This is a genomic window from Chryseobacterium gotjawalense (assembly GCF_030012525.1).
GTDB classification, from domain to species: Bacteria; Bacteroidota; Bacteroidia; order Flavobacteriales; family Weeksellaceae; genus Kaistella; species Kaistella gotjawalense.
Map to the genome: position 1 here is coordinate 3,094,409 of NZ_CP124855.1, position 16,715 is coordinate 3,111,123.

Sequence of the window (16,715 nt, forward strand, 5' to 3'; positions counted from 1 at the left end):
ATGCCGTTTTGTTGTTCCTCGTCACGAAGATAATGAAATTTGAAAGCAATTCACAACCAGATGGGTTTTCTGACGTAATAACGGTGTGTTGTTCCTCGTCACGAAGATAATGAAATTTGAAAGCAATTCACAACTATATGATGCAAGGTAAATCTTATGGCGTTGTTGTTCCTCGTCACGAAGATAATGAAATTTGAAAGCAATTCACAACGAAGACCTCAACAAAGTAAAATCTTTTATTGTTGTTCCTCGTCACGAAGATAATGAAATTTGAAAGCAATTCACAACTTCAAGTTGGAGGCTCCAGAACCACCTTCGGTTGTTCCTCGTCACGAAGATAATGAAATTTGAAAGCAATTCACAACCGGCTTTCCAGGAATCCGAAATCGAAAACAGTTGTTCCTCGTCACGAAGATAATGAAATTTGAAAGCAATTCACAACTTGTAATATTTATTGTAGTTTGAAGTTGGCGTTGTTCCTCGTCACGAAGATAATGAAATTTGAAAGCAATTCACAACCGGTGCCTGCATCAACGTTACATCATAGAAGTTGTTCCTCGTCACGAAGATAATGAAATTTGAAAGCAATTCACAACTGGAATCGGAAATCTAAAAAAAATCAAATTGTTGTTCCTCGTCACGAAGATAATGAAATTTGAAAGCAATTCACAACTACATGAACTGGTTTCCTGGAGCGAATCCCGTTGTTCCTCGTCACGAAGATAATGAAATTTGAAAGCAATTCACAACTATCAAACTTTCGCAAAGGAAATAAGCGACGTTGTTCCTCGTCACGAAGATAATGAAATTTGAAAGCAATTCACAACTAATAACAATTTTCTAAAACAATAGCAATGGTTGTTCCTCGTCACGAAGATAATGAAATTTGAAAGCAATTCACAACTCCACCTAAAACAATCTCATATTCTCGAAAGTTGTTCCTCGTCACGAAGATAATGAAATTTGAAAGCAATTCACAACAACTCCGACAAATATCCTTTGGTCTGGTTGGTTGTTCCTCGTCACGAAGATAATGAAATTTGAAAGCAATTCACAACTCCAAAAACATATATTTAAAGGCATAAAAAGTTGTTCCTCGTCACGAAGATAATGAAATTTGAAAGCAATTCACAACGGAACTATAAAACGCACATCAGTAAGTACAGTTGTTCCTCGTCACGAAGATAATGAAATTTGAAAGCAATTCACAACAAGGAAAACTTTCAATTATGGAAGCCGTAGGTTGTTCCTCGTCACGAAGATAATGAAATTTGAAAGCAATTCACAACAACCAATCAGTCTCAAATTTTGATACTTCGGTTGTTCCTCGTCACGAAGATAATGAAATTTGAAAGCAATTCACAACTGCATCAATCGGCAAATCATTGATGAATTTGTTGTTCCTCGTCACGAAGATAATGAAATTTGAAAGCAATTCACAACTCAGTTAGAAGAATGAAGTGAGGAATTAATGTTGTTCCTCGTCACGAAGATAATGAAATTTGAAAGCAATTCACAACACTGTGAGAAATTGTGAGCCGTGGAAAACTGTTGTTCCTCGTCACGAAGATAATGAAATTTGAAAGCAATTCACAACTGCAGACGGTGTATTATCAATTTTTAATCGGTTGTTCCTCGTCACGAAGATAATGAAATTTGAAAGCAATTCACAACTCGATGCTGCGTTTATATCCTTCACTGGATGTTGTTCCTCGTCACGAAGATAATGAAATTTGAAAGCAATTCACAACGCTTCAGTTATTTGTTTCCTTTCTAGCAATGTTGTTCCTCGTCACGAAGATAATGAAATTTGAAAGCAATTCACAACTTGGCCAGTTCCCTGGAGAAGAAGCCGGCGGTTGTTCCTCGTCACGAAGATAATGAAATTTGAAAGCAATTCACAACCAGTTTGCGGTGCGGATGTGTTATCATTCCGTTGTTCCTCGTCACGAAGATAATGAAATTTGAAAGCAATTCACAACTCTGTATAATGTAATAAGGCTTATTTATAGGTTGTTCCTCGTCACGAAGATAATGAAATTTGAAAGCAATTCACAACTAGCATTGTTATTGATTGCGAAAATCAGCCGTTGTTCCTCGTCACGAAGATAATGAAATTTGAAAGCAATTCACAACTGCTTCTTGTATGTTATCATATTGTTTTAAGTTGTTCCTCGTCACGAAGATAATGAAATTTGAAAGCAATTCACAACATCAATGCATTTTATGATTTTCAGTTCGTCGTTGTTCCTCGTCACGAAGATAATGAAATTTGAAAGCAATTCACAACAAGCAGGATAAATCGATGTTTTCGGCATTGGTTGTTCCTCGTCACGAAGATAATGAAATTTGAAAGCAATTCACAACGGATTAAATGCAGATCACAATCAAATGAAAGTTGTTCCTCGTCACGAAGATAATGAAATTTGAAAGCAATTCACAACGTTCTATTTAAAGCGATTTTCTCAAATGCTGTTGTTCCTCGTCACGAAGATAATGAAATTTGAAAGCAATTCACAACCCGGCACTTGCAACTGAATTTAAAATCATTGTTGTTCCTCGTCACGAAGATAATGAAATTTGAAAGCAATTCACAACACAGGCAGAAGAAGTGAATTTACTAAAAACGTTGTTCCTCGTCACGAAGATAATGAAATTTGAAAGCAATTCACAACGGCGTAAACATGCAAATTTCTTCGTTTAAATTATTGAAATTTTGTTTTAGAGGTTTTTTACATGAAAGGCTTCATCTCATCTTCAATCTTTTTACGAAGATCCATCAGTTTGATTGCGTATTTTTCCATTTGCCTATCCTGTTCGGTAGTGGGGATGAATTTCGGAACTTCTACCGAATGGCCTTCATCATCAACCGCAACGAAAACTATAATACAGTGCGTTTTCTTTTCGAAATCTTTCCTCTTAATGTTGCGTGAGAAAACATTGATAGCGATATGCATACTGGTTTTTCCGGTGTAAATAACTTCAGCTTCCACTTTTATGATATGTCCGATCTTTATGGGAGAATAGAACCGGATTCCGCCCACATAAACCGTAACACAATAACTGGAGGACCAGGAACTCCCACAGGCGTAACCCGCCTGGTCAATCCATTTCATTACACTTCCGCCGTGAACATTGCCGCCATAGTTAACATCACTGGGTTCCGAGATAAACTGAAAAACTGTTTTGTTCTGCATTTGTTTGATTATTTGAATAAAGCAAATATCCGTTTTAATTTTTTATTAATGAAAAATAGCAAGATTGCCTTTTATAAAAGAATGGATTTAAATTTTCAATTCAGTTTTTGGTTTAGCAGAACTGTTTTTATTTAAAAAAAAAATCCACTGAAATTTTCAGTGGATTGGTGTGAATAATAACGTTCTTCACCAAAAATAATAGTAAAGATGAGCGGTCGGTAAATCACTCTATGATATCAAAGTGTATTTTTTATCTTTCCAAAATTCTCTTCACTGCTTCTTTTACTGCGGCAGCGTCGATTTTGTATTTTTTCATCAATTCTGCCGGCGTGGCAGATTCTCCAAAAGTATCGTTTACCGCAACATATTCCTGAATGGTCGGTCTTTTTCTGGACAACATTCCGGCAACGGATTCTCCTAAACCGCCGATGTAATTGTGCTCTTCTGCAGTGACGAGTCTTCCTGTTTTCTCCACGGATTTCAGAATGATCTCTTCGTCTAAAGGTTTAATCGTGTGAATATTAATGACTTCACAGGAAATCCCTTCTTTTTCCAGTTCATCTGCAGCCAATAAAGATTCCCAAACCAAATGTCCGGTTGCTACGATGGTCACGTCGGTTCCTTCCTGAAGCACAATTCCTTTTCCGATTTCAAACGGCATATCTTCCGGAATAAATACGGGAACAACCGGTCGTCCGAATCTTAAATAAACCGGTCCGTCGAAATCTGCGATGGCTAAAGTTGCTGCTTTGGTCTGGTTGTAATCGCAAGTGTTGATCACGGTCATTCCGGGAAGCATTTTCATCATTCCGATATCTTCTAAAACCTGGTGGGTTGCGCCATCTTCACCCAAAGTTAAGCCTGCGTGGGAAGCACAGATCTTTACGTTTTTGTTGGAATAGGCGATCGACTGACGGATCTGGTCATACACTCTGGAAGTTGAAAAGTTCGCAAAAGTTCCGGTGAAAGGAATTTTTCCGTTGATGGTTAAGCCGGCTGCGATGCCCATCATATTGGCTTCTGCAATCCCGATCTGGAAAAAACGTTCCGGTGCTTTTTCGATGAATTTCTCCATTTTCAAAGAACCGATGAGGTCGGCGCAAAGCGCGACTACATTTGGGTTTTTATCTGCCAATTCTGCCAGTCCGGCACCGAATCCGCTTCTTGTATCTTTTTTTTCTGTATAGGTATATTTCATGATTTACTTTTTTGATTTCTCGAATTTTAATAAAGGAATTTTCTAAGGATAACTGATCTGCAGCCCGGCCTGAACGGAGCTCTTTTTTATGGGTGTCTGAGCGGGAGCGAAGACAGCCATAAAAAAAGCGGGAGCGGAGGACGGAAATGTCTGCCCAAATAAAATTAATAATCAGCCGGACCTTCTAAATACAATTGTTTAAAGGCATTATCAAGTTGCTCGTCATTCGGTGCTTTTCCGTGCCACGCGTGCGTTCCTGTCATGAAATCAACGCCGTATCCCATTTCGGTATGCAGCAGAATACAAACCGGTTTTCCTTTGCCTGTCTCCGATTTTGCTTTTTCAAGAATTGCGATTACGGCTTCAAGATCATTACCGTTTTTTTCGTTCAGAACGGTCCAACCGAAAGCTTCCATTTTTGCGTGTAAATCTCCGAGGTCTAAAACATCTTCGGTATCGCCATCGATCTGTCTTCCATTATAGTCGATGGTGGTAATGATATTATCTACTTTTTTTGCGGCCGCATACATGAATGCTTCCCAGTTCTGGCCTTCCTGTAATTCGCCATCGCCCTGTAAAACGTATACTAAGCTTTTGTCACCGTCTAATTTTTTAGCTAAAGCAGCACCGATTGCCACGGAAAGACCTTGGCCCAAAGAACCGGAAGCGATTCTGATTCCGGGAAGTCCGTCATGCGTGGTTGGATGCCCCTGTAATCTGGTTCCCAGTTTTCTGAAAGTCGCCAGTTCTGCAACCGGGAAAAAATCGAATCTTGCTAAAGTGGAGTAGAAGACGGGTGAAATGTGTCCGTTGGAAAGGAAGAAAAGATCTTCGTTTTTTCCTTCCATGGTGAAAGGGAATTTATAGTTCATTACTTTTCCGTACAATGCGGTAAAGTATTCGGTGCAACCCAAACTTCCGCCGGGGTGACCGGAATTTACAGCGTGAACCATTCTCAAAATGTCTCTTCTAATTTGTGTGGTAAGAGATTTCAGCTCTTCAATCGATTTACTCATTATATAGATTTATTTGCAGGCGAATTTACAAATTTTTGATTGGTTTTGGAAATGAAAAAATCCGGGTTTTTGTGAGGGATTTAATTTATGACACTGAAAGAAATTCTTCTCCCAACCGATGGAAAGCCTCCACGATTTTTTTTCTTTGTTCTGATTTTGGATTTCGGTATCCCGAAACATAATGCCCCAGTTGTCTTTCATTAATTCCTGTGATGCGGGATAGTGCAGCGCGCGTAAGGATTTTATCAAAACGGTGCAGTAATGCCTGAGCTGTAAGCTCGAACTCCAGTTCGTATTTCCCTAAAAGTTCTTTTGGGATTTCTTCTTTTGCTAAATCTTCTAAATGAAATTCCAAAGCAGATGCATAATTTTCTTTTACCTGCTCAAAAGTTTTTCCGGTTGCAACACAACCATCAACTAAATCGGAGACTGCGCCAAAATTTTGGTCCCAGTCTATAATTACTTTTATCTTTTTCATTTCTATATCTTAAATTATTTCCAGCCAGCTTGTTTGAAAATACTGTTTAAAAGCATTTGTGATAAAACTTCACCCGGCTTGCCATTTACAGTTACTGTTCCTTTTTTATCGGGATGTTTGTATTGTCTGTGACTTCCCTTTTGCCGGTGGAGAAACCAATTGTCTTTCTCCAGCATTTTAATAATTTCGCCGACTTTTAATCGTTTTATATATCGCAAATGATGAATCAAAGATAGTGAAAATACTATCAAATAAAATTTTTTAAAAACTGTTTATAAGAATGTTGCGTTTTGGAAATGAAAAATCCGGGTTTTTGGCCCGGATGATATTTTAGTAATTTTCAAAAGTGGTATGCAGTTGTTCGCGGTAATTATAAATGCCATCAAGAGAATTTAAAAGGATTTTTTCTCCCAAGTCTTTCCCATTGTGAAATAATTCAATGTATTTATTTGAAGAATTAAAATGTAACCTTGCTAATGGCTTTCGGTTATTGTCATCTAATAGAATCCCAAAATAGGATTGTGTATCTCTGAATGCAATTCTTTCGGTAGCGATTTTTTCTCTTAAAATGGCTTTTACAATTTGAAAACCTTCAAGTTCTTCGTCGGTGGTTATATATTTGGGAATTTCATTGTTTAAGTCTATTGGATTCTCTATTGCAGGGATTTTATCTTTTGTAATATTTTCATTAATGTTTAAAGCTGATTTTAACCGTAAACTGATAGAATCATTGATCGAATTACTGACTGCTTTTTTAGTGTATTCTCTAAAGGTAACCATTCTGGAGGCGGTCAAAGGCTTGTCAAAAAACTTATTAACTAACAGTTTTACAAATTCATCTGATGCTTCTGCAACTTCCTTCTCGAATTCTTTTCTTATTGCTTTAATGTATTTTAAAGCTTCTGCAGAATCAAGAATGCTTTCTAAATTATAATCAGTTTTGGTAAATTTTCCTAAAATTTTAACTGAAGAATCCTTGATGTCATTTAGATTTAAAGTGAAAAATGGCTTTTCGTCCATAATATTTGGCTGCTCTAAATCGGTGTAGAAATTATAAATATGGCCGTTCGTTAAAACGCCGAATCTTGCTTTGGCAACATGATAATACCGATGAAGTTGTGAGTTATGTGCATCTGCGTTTTGCATTCAATAATTAGAATCGGATGATCATTGTTCTTGATGACATAGTCCACTTTTTCTCCTTTCTTTGTTCCAATATCACAAATGAATTCTGGAATAACTTCAGTTGGGTTAAAGATATCGTAGCCTAAAATCTGAATAAATGGTAAAACGAAAGCGTTTTTTGTTGCTTCTTCTGTATTAATTTGATCCTTTAAAGAATCTACTCTTTCATACAATTGCTGTAATTTGATTTTTAAATCCATCATTTTATTTGGTGTTTAAAACAAATGTAGCAAAAGAAATGTACATTCTTTGTTATTTACATTGTAAAGTCTCTATTTCTTCCGAATCAGCCACAATCCAAAGAACGTGATCAATCCATTAATAATCAACAGCTCCAGACCGATTTTGAAATCGCCGAAAAAGTTTTCCTGGTATTTGTCAATCAAAAATGAAATAACCGGAGCGGCGACACAAACGTAAGGAACCCATTTGTCGATCACCTTAAACTTAGTGAAGATTCCGAAGGCGAAGAGTCCCAACAACGGCCCGTAAGTAAATCCTGCCATTTTTAGAATCAAACCGATCATCGAATTGTCATTGATTAATTTAAAAATAATGACCATTACCAAAAATGCAAACGCTACAATCAGGTGAACTCTTTTCCGGAATTTTTCCTGTTCTTTTTGGGAAATCGGTTTTTCTCTCAGGCCAAAAATATCAATACACAATGATGATGTTAAAGCCGTCATCGCACCGTCTGCACTCGGGAAAAGCGCCGAAATGAGAGCGACAATAAAGATGATCGAAATAAACGGTGGCATATGATTCAGAGCAATATCCGGGAAAAGTTGGTCGCCCGAACTTAAGACATGTTCCGTATTCCCGTACAGATGCAAAAGTCCGCCCATGAATAAAAATAACGAAATCACACCCACTAAAATAATTCCAAGAACGACCATGTTTTTTTGCGAATCTTTCAATCGGGTTACCGAAAGTGATTTCTGCATCATTTCCTGATCAATTCCCGTCATGGTAATCGTGATAAAAGCACCTGCTAAAATTTGTTTAAAAAAGAAAGCTTTGCTGTTTGTATCCGTGTTGAACACTTCTGTATACCCGAGTTTATTCATTTGAGAAATACTTTCTGTAAAGTTTAAATCCAGGTGATTCATCATGTAAACCGAACAGATAATCAGTCCCAAAAGCATACACGTCGTTTGCAAAGTATCGGTCCACACAATCGTCTTCACGCCTCCTTCGTAGGTATAAAGGATAATCATGATCAAGATGATCAAAGTCGTCACGATAAAAGGCACGCCTAAACTGTCGAGAATCGTCATCTGCAAAATATTCACGACCAAATATAACCTTGCCGTTGCGCCAACTAATCTTGAAACGATGAAAATCCAGGCGCCGGATTTATAAGAAAGATTTCCCATCCGCTGCTGAAGATATCCGTAAATCGAGGTGAGTTTCAGGCGGTAATAGAGTGGGAGAAGAACGTAAGCGATGACAATATACCCAATCAGATATCCAATGGTAATCTGCAAATAATGGAATTTATCTGCGCCAACTGCGCCTGGAACCGACACAAAAGTCACGCCCGAAAGCGAGGTTCCGATCATGCCAAACGCTACGAGCATCCAGTTGCTTTTTCGGTTTCCGATAAAAAAACTTTCGTTGTTACTGCCTTTTCCTGTTCGGTAGGCGACCCAAAGTAAAAGTCCAAAATACGCAATGATAATCAACAGCAACACAATCGGATTCATAGAATTTGAATTAAAATTTTCACAAATATAGTTTTTTGTTATGATTTGGGCGCTTTATCCGTCTCCCGTTACCGCTTTTTTTACGACACTTTGTTTTGCGAAAAGAAACTCCGTTCAAACCGCATGACGGTTCACCTATTCAAATAAAAACAGGAAATAATGAGAAAAATCGGGGATGAAATTTTCGTTGCTCCTGAAATTTTGGATAAAAAAAACCTTTTAGTTTTTCGCCAAAAGGTTTTTGAGTCAAATGTAGAGTTTGTCAAAATCTTTGAAAATCTGAAAATTCAAACATTAAGGTCATGAAGCGATTAAGGAAAATTAAGATTCATCAAAGATGACTTAAAAGCTTATTTCTCAAATTTCTTTCACCTTAATACAATCTTTCGTTATTTCTTACTGCTTCTTAATTTCTTCATGATAAAAAAAAATTTTAGTTTCGCCTTATTATTAAGACTTTTCCTTAATTTATTCCTGATCTTAATGGTAAAAAAATACAGTCATTCAGCAATTAAGGAAAATTGATCTTGATGGTGAAAAAAAGATTTTATTATTGTTTACAATAAAGATAAACAATGTTTAAAACAGTGAAAAATCACTTCGCCAATAAAACTTTAAATTCGGGCGTCGCATCAATGATTTTCTTAGCATAAGGACACGAAGCAACGATTTTGTAATTATTTTTTTCTGCCAATTCCACCGCAGCTTTTACCAGCTCCAGTCCCAAATCTTTTCCGCCAAATTCTTTGAATACTTCGGTGTGGATGATTTCCAAAATATTTCCGTTCACGTTATACTCCATGAATCCGGCTTTTTCTGCGTCGTAAAAAAGGTCGAAAGTTTTGTCGTTTTGTTCGATATTGATCATATCGTAATGTGGTGATATCATCTTATTTTATTTTAAAGTTTTTTCAATTCTTACATCAGGAATGATCCATAATAATGCCACAGTATAATATAAAATAACAGAAATAATAGGGTAAAAAAAGGAAAGTATAATTCCTGAAATATAAAGTCCTGCTGAAAGTTTTTCCTTTAAAGTAGATTTCAGCGCTTTTGCAATGGCGGAATCTTTACCTTCGATATCCAGGCAGAATTTTTCTAAAATGTTAAAAGCCAGTGCGCACATCAGCAAAATAAATCCATATAGGGCAACGGGATTTTCGGTAAAATTATTTTCTCCCATCCAGGCAGTGGCAAAAGGCAGTATCGAAAGCCAGAACAGCAGATGAAGATTGGCCCAAAGAACTTTACCGTTCACATGATTAACCGCTTGAAATAAATGATGATGGTTATTCCAGTAAATTCCAACATAAATAAAACTGAAAAGATAAGACAGAAATTTGAAAAGCAGAGGTTTCAATGCGTCGAAAGTATTCCCATCAGGTATTTGTAATCCTAATACCATAATGGTGATGATAATGGCGAGAACACCATCGCTGAACGCTTCTAATCTGCCTTTGGTCACGGTTTTTATTTTAAAGAATAAATTTACAGACAAAAAATGGAACGTTTTATAAAAACATTCCACTTTCCAGTCTTATTTCATTTAATGCTATTTCGTTTTCGAGGGAGCCCATTGGTCATAAGGGCTCATATCAAAACTGTTGACTTCATCCATACTCATTCCCAGAGCATTTGCAACGCCTTGTCCGTATTCCGGATCGGCTTTCCCGCAATTTCTGATGTGGCGGATCTGAACGAACTTTTCTGCGCCGCCAACCTGTGCTGCGGTATTTTTAAACAGCACTTCGGCTTTTCCCTCTGCTTTAATAATGCGGAATAAATTACCGGGCTGGGTAAAATAATCTTCATCGTCATCACGGAAGTTATACGCGTACGCATCGCCGTACAATTCCAGAGGCGGCTCTTTGGCGGACGGCTGTTCCTGCCATTCACCGTAGCTGTTTGGTTCATAATGTTTCGTGCCGCCATAATTCCCGTCAACGCGCATTTGACCATCGCGGTGATAAGCATGATACGGACATCTCGGTTTATTCACCGGAATCTGATAATGATTCACGCCCAATCGGTAACGCTGTGCATCACCGTAAGAAAATAATCTTCCCTGAAGCATTTTGTCGGGTGAGAAGCCAATTCCCGGAACAATATTCGTTGGATTAAAGGCGGCTTGTTCTACATCTGCAAAGTAATTTTCTGCATTTTTGTTCAGTTCAAATTCTCCTACTTCAATTAAAGGGAAGTCTTTTTTCGACCAGACTTTCGTTAAATCAAACGGATGAAAACGGTAGGTTTTGGCTTCCTCTTCAGTCATAATCTGAATAAACAGTTTCCATTTCGGGAAATTGCCTTTCTCGATATTGTCGAATAAGTCGCGCTGCGAAGATTCGCGATCCATTCCTACTATTTTTGCTGCTTCCTCATCGGTTAAATTATCGATTCCCTGCTGGGTTCTGAAATGGAATTTTACCCAATGGCGAACATTATCTTTGTTGATGAAACTGTAAGTGTGGCTTCCAAAACCATGCATGTGACGGAAACCGTTTGGGATTCCACGGTCACTCATGATAATGGTTATCTGATGCAGCGCTTCCGGCAGCAAAGTCCAGAAATCCCAGTTGTTTTGGGCACTTCGCATATTGGTTTTCGGATCGCGTTTTACGGCATGATTCAGATCAGGAAATTTCATCGGATCGCGGAAAAAGAAAACAGGCGTATTGTTGCCCACCAAATCCCAGATGCCTTCATCGGTATAAAATTTCAGGGCAAAACCCCGAATGTCTCTTTCTGCGTCGGCGGCACCACGTTCTCCTGCGACCGTAGAAAATCGCGCAAACATTTCTGTTTTTTTTCCGATTTCATTGAAAATATTGGCTTTGGTATATTGCGAAATATCGTGGGTTGCGGTAAACGTTCCAAAAGCACCGGAACCTTTCGCGTGCATTCGTCTTTCGGGGATTACTTCTCTGTCGAAGTTGGCCATCTTTTCTAAATACCAAAAATCCTGCATCAGCATCGGACCTCTTGGCCCTGCGGTTTGCACATTCTGATTGTCAGGAACCGGCGCTCCCGTTTGTCTCGTGAGTTTTTTCTTTTCTTCCATGATTGAATTGTTTTTTGAAGGAATAAAGTTAAGGATTAATACCCACGGTCATCATTTATTTTATCTAAAACGGTTATTTGTTTTAATTTTCAGTATTAATTTTTATTAATTCTATATCTAAATTATTTAAATGATGCGAAATAAAAAGAACAGCCATCCGGTTGACTGTTCTTTTAAACTGAATTTTTTCTTCTGTAAATAATAAAAGATTGTTTGAGTTTAAGGCGTTTTTTATTTTTAAATACAGAATTAATTATTTGAAAAAAATTGAAAATCTGTTATTTTCCCACTGAGATGTTCTTCTGCCGGAAGAAAACAGCAGGGGCTCATTTAAGATAAATTGAATCCATGATTTGCTTTAAGGAAATTACCGTGTAAATTTACTTTGATAATTTCCCGTTCAGAACTGCTTTCGGAAGGGGAACGAAATCATTTTCATCGCCGATAACCAGTGGGAAAGCCTCGTGGTTTTGCTCATGCCAATTGAGTTTTGCCTGCTCGATGACTTCTTTGTCAGAGTTGACAAAATTCCAGAAGATAAACCGCTCTTCCCCGAAAGGTTCACCGCCAAAAAGATACAGGGTGGCGTTTTCACCGGTTTCGAATTCACATAAGGTGGCATTTTTTGCAACCAGTAATTGTTTTCCGCCGAAAGTATTTCCTTCGATGTTCACATTTCCTTCCAGAATATACATCGCTACTTCGCCAAATAAATCCTTTCCGATGCTGAGTTTCCGTGCGGTTTTGCTTTTGATTTCGATAAAAAATAATGGAGAGTGAACCGGAACCGGGGATTTTCTTCCGAAAAGTTCACCGGCAATTAATTTAAACTGTAGATCGCCATCATTCCAAACGGGGATTTCATCTGCTTCGGTATGATGAAAAGCAGGTTCGCTTTGTTCTAAATTTTTCGGCAAACCGACCCAGATTTGAAATCCGTGAAGATGTTTTTCGCTATGTCTTAAATAGTCCGGCGTTCTTTCAGAATGGACAACGCCTTTTCCGGCGGTCATCCAGTTCACCGCGCCGGGTTTTATTTCAATGTCGCTGCCCAAACTGTCTTTGTGCTGAATAGAACCTTCCAAAAGATAAGTCAGCGTGGAAATCCCAATATGCGGATGGGGCGGCACGTCGAAGTTTTGATAATCTTTTAAAGCAATAGGACCCATATGATCGATGAAAACGAAAGGACCGACTGCCCGTTTTTCACGAAACGGAAGCAGTCTTCCCACTAAAAAGTTCCCGATATCGGCAGCTTTTTCTTCAATAATTATTCCGATGTTTGACATGATTTTTTAGGTTAGCTTATGAAATTAATATTTAATGATCTACCTCATCTACTTTCAAAAGGGTTTTAAGAATTCAAGATATTTTGACATTAATAAGCGGCGGTGAAAATCTGATGGTTGAATTTTTTGTTTTCAAGTTCATCAGCGATGGCTAGCGCTAAATCCTGAACGGAAAGTCTGGAGCGGCCATCTTGGTCAAAAACCGGTGATTCTGTTCCGAGACGGTATTTCCCTGTTTTTATTTGAGCGTCACTCTCACTGCTCATTTCGATTGCCGGACTGAAAAATTCCCAGTCGAGGGTTTTATTCTTACTTAGATTTTCTGCGAAATATTTTTTTACGGCGCTTGAGGCGGGGTACAGTTGCTTCGGAAAATCCGGTCCGTCAACAATATAATTGCCATCAATTTTCAAAGTTCCTGCGCCACCAATCACGATGAGTTTTTTTACACCGGAAATTTCTACCGTATTCTGAATAGATGTCGCTCCTTTCAGATACTCCTCATGAATATTGGGATTGGCCCAGCCCGGATTATAAGCGCTGATGACGGCATCACTGCCTTTTATAGCCTGCGATAAATCGGTTGGGTTGAAGATATCGATATTCTTTTTTTGAAGATTTTCGTGTTCAATAGTCAGTTTATCCGTATTTCTTGCGATGGCGGTTACCTGATGATTTCTTCCTAGAAGTTCTTTGAGAATGGCATTTCCTACATAGCCTGTAGCGCCGATAAGTGAGATTTTCATTTTTTTTAGAATTATAAATTAATAACTGAGTGAATCTTTAGGATGATGTAAATCTGTTTTTAAAAATAAGGCAAAGTTTTACCGGAAATCTAATCTTCCAGGTACCCAAATTTTCCATTATTATAATCATCGAAAGCCTGAAGGATTTCTTCGCGGGTATTCATTACGAAAGGGCCGTGAGGCGCAATAGGTTCATTTAAAGGTTCACCGCTTACGATTAAAATAATGCTGTCTTCGATGGCTTCTATGGTAAAGGTTTCTCCTTCATTTTTGAATAATACAAAATGATCGGTAGCAACTTTATCTTCGCCATTGACGATAATATTTCCCTCAATTACCAAAGCTGCAGTATTGAAATGGGCGGGGAAATTAAATTCTGCTTTTCCACCTTTTTTCAATTTGGCGTTCATCATATGAACCGGACTGAAAGTAGTTGCCGGACCTGTCTGACCCTGATAATCACCCGCAATCAATTCAATAAATCCGTTTTCAGCCAAATCTATTTTTGACATATCTGAATTAGCAATCGCTTGATATTGTGGTGTACTCATTTTGTATTTCGCCGGAAGATTCACCCAAAGTTGAACCATCTGAAAAATACCGCCTTTTTTTGACCATTCAGATTCGTGGAATTCTTTATGCAAAACGCCGGAAGCTGCCGTCATCCACTGTACATCGCCTTCGCCAATAATACCACCGCCACCTGCGGAATCATGATGCTCCACTTTTCCCTGATACGCAATGGTCACCGTTTCAAAACCGCGGTGAGGATGAACGCCAACCCCTCTTGGAACATTAGTCGGGCCAAAATTATATTTAGAATTATAATCCAACATAATGAATGGATCCATTCTTTTCATATCCAAACGGAGTCCGCTTGGAATAAAATTATGCACTCTAAAACCGTCACCCACAAAATGTGCCGGTCTTGGCGAAACGATTATTTCTACTTTTTTAGTTGCCATTTTCTTTTCTTATTTACAGATACAAATGTACACCAGAAAAAAAGCAAATACATTGATATAGGATAAGTTAAAAAAATATGGAATTTATTAAACCCCGTTTTTCTTAATTTACACTAAAATTATACCTGTGATTTCATATTGTTGCCATCTGTAGAATGAAGCCTTCTGAAAACGAATCCCGTAATTATGGTCAGAATCCCGACCAGAAAAAAGGTGTACCGGAATGCAACGTGTATTTTTCCAGAGGTTATGGCTGGGCTGTCTTCAAATAGTTTTAAGATGATTAAGCCAATCGCAATACCAAATCCTACGGCAAGTTGCTGATTGACTGCTAAGAGTGAATTTCCACTGCTCGTATGAGAATCCCGTAAATCTGCAATTGCAATGGTGTTCATCGATGTAAACTGAATGGAGTTGAAAAATCCGAGAATCGCGATGATGGGAACAAACCAAAATAGGGAAGTGTTAATTCCGGGCAAACCTAAACAGGCAATTAAGAAGCCGATGATAAACGTATTGATCATCAAGGTTCTTCGGTAGCCGAACCGGTCGAGAATTTTAATGACAAAAGATTTTCCCAGCATGGCTGTTAAAGCCATTGGTGCGACAATCCAACCGGAAATTACAGCGGATTGTCCGTAAGCAATTTGGATCATCAGTGGCACTAAAAGTGGAATAGAACTGATTCCCAATCGGGTTGCTAAGTTTCCTAAAATCCCTACGCGAAACGTTCTTACCTGAAATAAATTTAAAGGAAAAATAGGGTTTTCTGTTTTTTTGGCGTGAACGTAATAATAATAAATCATTAAAAATCCCAACGTGAAAATGAGCAAAATTAAAGTCGTGGGCTTTGCGGAGCCAAACATTTCCAGCGAAATGGAAAGTAGCAGCGAAGCCGAGGCAAATATTAAAAAACCCTTTAAATCAAACGTAATCGTTTGGGACCGGTAATCAGGCATGTATTTTAAACTGAGCAAAAGTCCAAGGAGTCCAATGGGAAGATTAATGAGGAAAATCCAGTGCCAGGATAAATAATCGACCATATATCCACCGACAAGTGGACCAAGGATAGGGCCGATCAGCGCTGGAATAATCGCATAATTCATCGCCTTCATCAGTTCATTTTTTTTAAAGGTCTTAATTAAAGCTAAGCGGCCGACTGGCGTCATCAAACTTCCACCAACGCCTTGAATAACTCTCGAAAGTACCAAATGGTTGAGGTTTTGAGAAAGGGCGCAAAGCAACGAACCCAAACTGAAAATTATCAAAGAAGTGATGAAGACTTTCCGCGTTCCAAATTTGTCGGCCAAAAATCCACTTACAGGCATGAACAAAGCCAGCGTTAACACATAACTGATAATCGCATTCTGCATGTTCAAAGGAGATTCGTGTAAGTCTTTTGCGATGGAAGGTAATGAAGTATTCAGAATGGTGGAATCCAACATCTGCATAAAAATGGCCGTTGCCAAAATTAAGGGAAGGAATTTTTTAACAGAAGTGTCCTGGTTCATAGGCATGACATAAATTAAAATTGATTGCAGCAAAGGTTCTGCCATCCCATTAGAAACTTTATAAAAATCTATCATAGATTCTCCCTATTGAGTGATCAGAAACTTACAGACGCTCCGCCGGGAGAAAAATAAAGGTAGCGAAAAACTCTTTATTCTAAAAACGGATCATTTGTAATGGGATCACTGATCGTGTTTTCCGCAAAAATCTGCGCCCCAGCCGGAAAGGAAATCCTTTGTTTCCGGTGGAAAAAGCGCTGGCTAAAAAAGATTGACTCTATGATTTTTTATTTGATCCGCTGAAACGCAGTCCTGTTTTGGGAGTGGAAGACGGAAATGTGCGCCCAAAATATTCCTGCT

General features: G+C 38.3%; 16 protein-coding genes and 1 CRISPR repeat array (1 of these 17 cut by a window edge). Of the genes, 1 reads left to right on the forward strand and 15 read right to left on the reverse strand.

What is annotated here, in order from left to right:
• A CRISPR array of direct repeats spans positions 1-2,675; the repeat unit is 47 nt; unit sequence GTTGTTCCTCGTCACGAAGATAATGAAATTTGAAAGCAATTCACAAC; it begins 11,311 nt to the left of the window's first position.
• A gap of 57 nt (positions 2,676-2,732) precedes the next feature.
• From QGN23_RS14070 to QGN23_RS14100, 8 genes are all read right to left on the reverse strand, one after another.
• Entirely contained in the window at positions 2,733-3,197 is a 465-nt protein-coding gene (locus QGN23_RS14070) for an acyl-CoA thioesterase (RefSeq protein WP_282904874.1), read from the reverse strand.
• 250 nt (positions 3,198-3,447) lie between these two features.
• A complete protein-coding gene (locus tag QGN23_RS14075; protein WP_282904875.1) occupies positions 3,448-4,395 on the reverse strand; it encodes a transketolase family protein in 948 nt (315 codons plus the stop codon).
• 164 nt (positions 4,396-4,559) lie between these two features.
• On the reverse strand, positions 4,560-5,411 hold the full coding sequence (locus QGN23_RS14080) for a transketolase (protein ID WP_282904876.1): 852 nt from the start codon (positions 5,409-5,411) through the stop codon (positions 4,560-4,562).
• 85 nt (positions 5,412-5,496) lie between these two features.
• Positions 5,497-5,889, reverse strand: a complete 393-nt coding sequence (locus QGN23_RS14085) for a type II toxin-antitoxin system HicB family antitoxin (RefSeq protein WP_282904877.1) — start codon at positions 5,887-5,889, stop codon at positions 5,497-5,499.
• Between the two features lie 14 nt (positions 5,890-5,903).
• Positions 5,904-6,140: a type II toxin-antitoxin system HicA family toxin gene (locus tag QGN23_RS14090; protein WP_282904878.1), complete on the reverse strand. Its 237-nt coding sequence runs from the start codon at positions 6,138-6,140 to the stop codon at positions 5,904-5,906.
• Between the two features lie 79 nt (positions 6,141-6,219).
• On the reverse strand, positions 6,220-7,035 hold the full coding sequence (locus QGN23_RS14095; RefSeq protein WP_317622307.1) for a restriction endonuclease: 816 nt from the start codon (positions 7,033-7,035) through the stop codon (positions 6,220-6,222).
• Positions 6,960-7,277, reverse strand: a complete 318-nt coding sequence (locus QGN23_RS14875) for a hypothetical protein (RefSeq protein WP_317622308.1) — start codon at positions 7,275-7,277, stop codon at positions 6,960-6,962. Before QGN23_RS14875 ends, QGN23_RS14095 begins: the two co-directional genes overlap by 76 nt.
• Before the next feature lie 69 nt (positions 7,278-7,346).
• Positions 7,347-8,783 carry a sodium:solute symporter gene (locus tag QGN23_RS14100; RefSeq protein WP_282904879.1) on the reverse strand — a complete coding sequence of 479 codons (1,437 nt, stop codon included), beginning with the start codon at positions 8,781-8,783 and terminating at the stop codon, positions 7,347-7,349.
• Between the two features lie 159 nt (positions 8,784-8,942).
• On the opposite strand from QGN23_RS14100, the gene QGN23_RS14105 reads away from it, so the two are divergent.
• Positions 8,943-9,089 carry a hypothetical protein gene (locus tag QGN23_RS14105; protein ID WP_282904880.1) on the forward strand — a complete coding sequence of 49 codons (147 nt, stop codon included), beginning with the start codon at positions 8,943-8,945 and terminating at the stop codon, positions 9,087-9,089.
• Between the two features lie 289 nt (positions 9,090-9,378).
• On the opposite strand, the gene QGN23_RS14110 is transcribed toward QGN23_RS14105, so the two are convergent.
• The 7 genes from QGN23_RS14110 to QGN23_RS14140 all read right to left on the reverse strand — a co-directional run bounded on the left by QGN23_RS14110 (position 9,379) and on the right by QGN23_RS14140 (position 16,433).
• Positions 9,379-9,672, reverse strand: coding sequence for a GNAT family N-acetyltransferase (locus QGN23_RS14110; protein ID WP_282904881.1), 294 nt, complete (start codon positions 9,670-9,672; stop codon positions 9,379-9,381).
• A gap of 6 nt (positions 9,673-9,678) precedes the next feature.
• Entirely contained in the window at positions 9,679-10,251 is a 573-nt protein-coding gene (locus QGN23_RS14115; protein WP_282906411.1) for a TMEM175 family protein, read from the reverse strand.
• 87 nt (positions 10,252-10,338) lie between these two features.
• Entirely contained in the window at positions 10,339-11,847 is a 1,509-nt protein-coding gene (locus QGN23_RS14120) for a catalase (RefSeq protein ID WP_282904882.1), read from the reverse strand.
• Between the two features lie 380 nt (positions 11,848-12,227).
• Entirely contained in the window at positions 12,228-13,136 is a 909-nt protein-coding gene (locus QGN23_RS14125; protein ID WP_282904883.1) for a pirin family protein, read from the reverse strand.
• A gap of 89 nt (positions 13,137-13,225) precedes the next feature.
• The gene (locus tag QGN23_RS14130; protein WP_282904884.1) at positions 13,226-13,882 is read right to left on the reverse strand and encodes an NAD(P)-dependent oxidoreductase; all 657 of its coding nucleotides are present in this window, start codon (positions 13,880-13,882) and stop codon (positions 13,226-13,228) included.
• A gap of 89 nt (positions 13,883-13,971) precedes the next feature.
• The gene (locus tag QGN23_RS14135) at positions 13,972-14,847 is read right to left on the reverse strand and encodes a pirin family protein (protein WP_282904885.1); all 876 of its coding nucleotides are present in this window, start codon (positions 14,845-14,847) and stop codon (positions 13,972-13,974) included.
• Positions 14,848-14,966: 119 nt separating this feature from the next.
• Positions 14,967-16,433 (reverse strand): MFS transporter, encoded by a 1,467-nt coding sequence (locus QGN23_RS14140; protein WP_282904886.1) that lies wholly within the window; start codon positions 16,431-16,433, stop codon positions 14,967-14,969.
• Between the last annotated feature and the right edge of the window lie 282 nt (positions 16,434-16,715).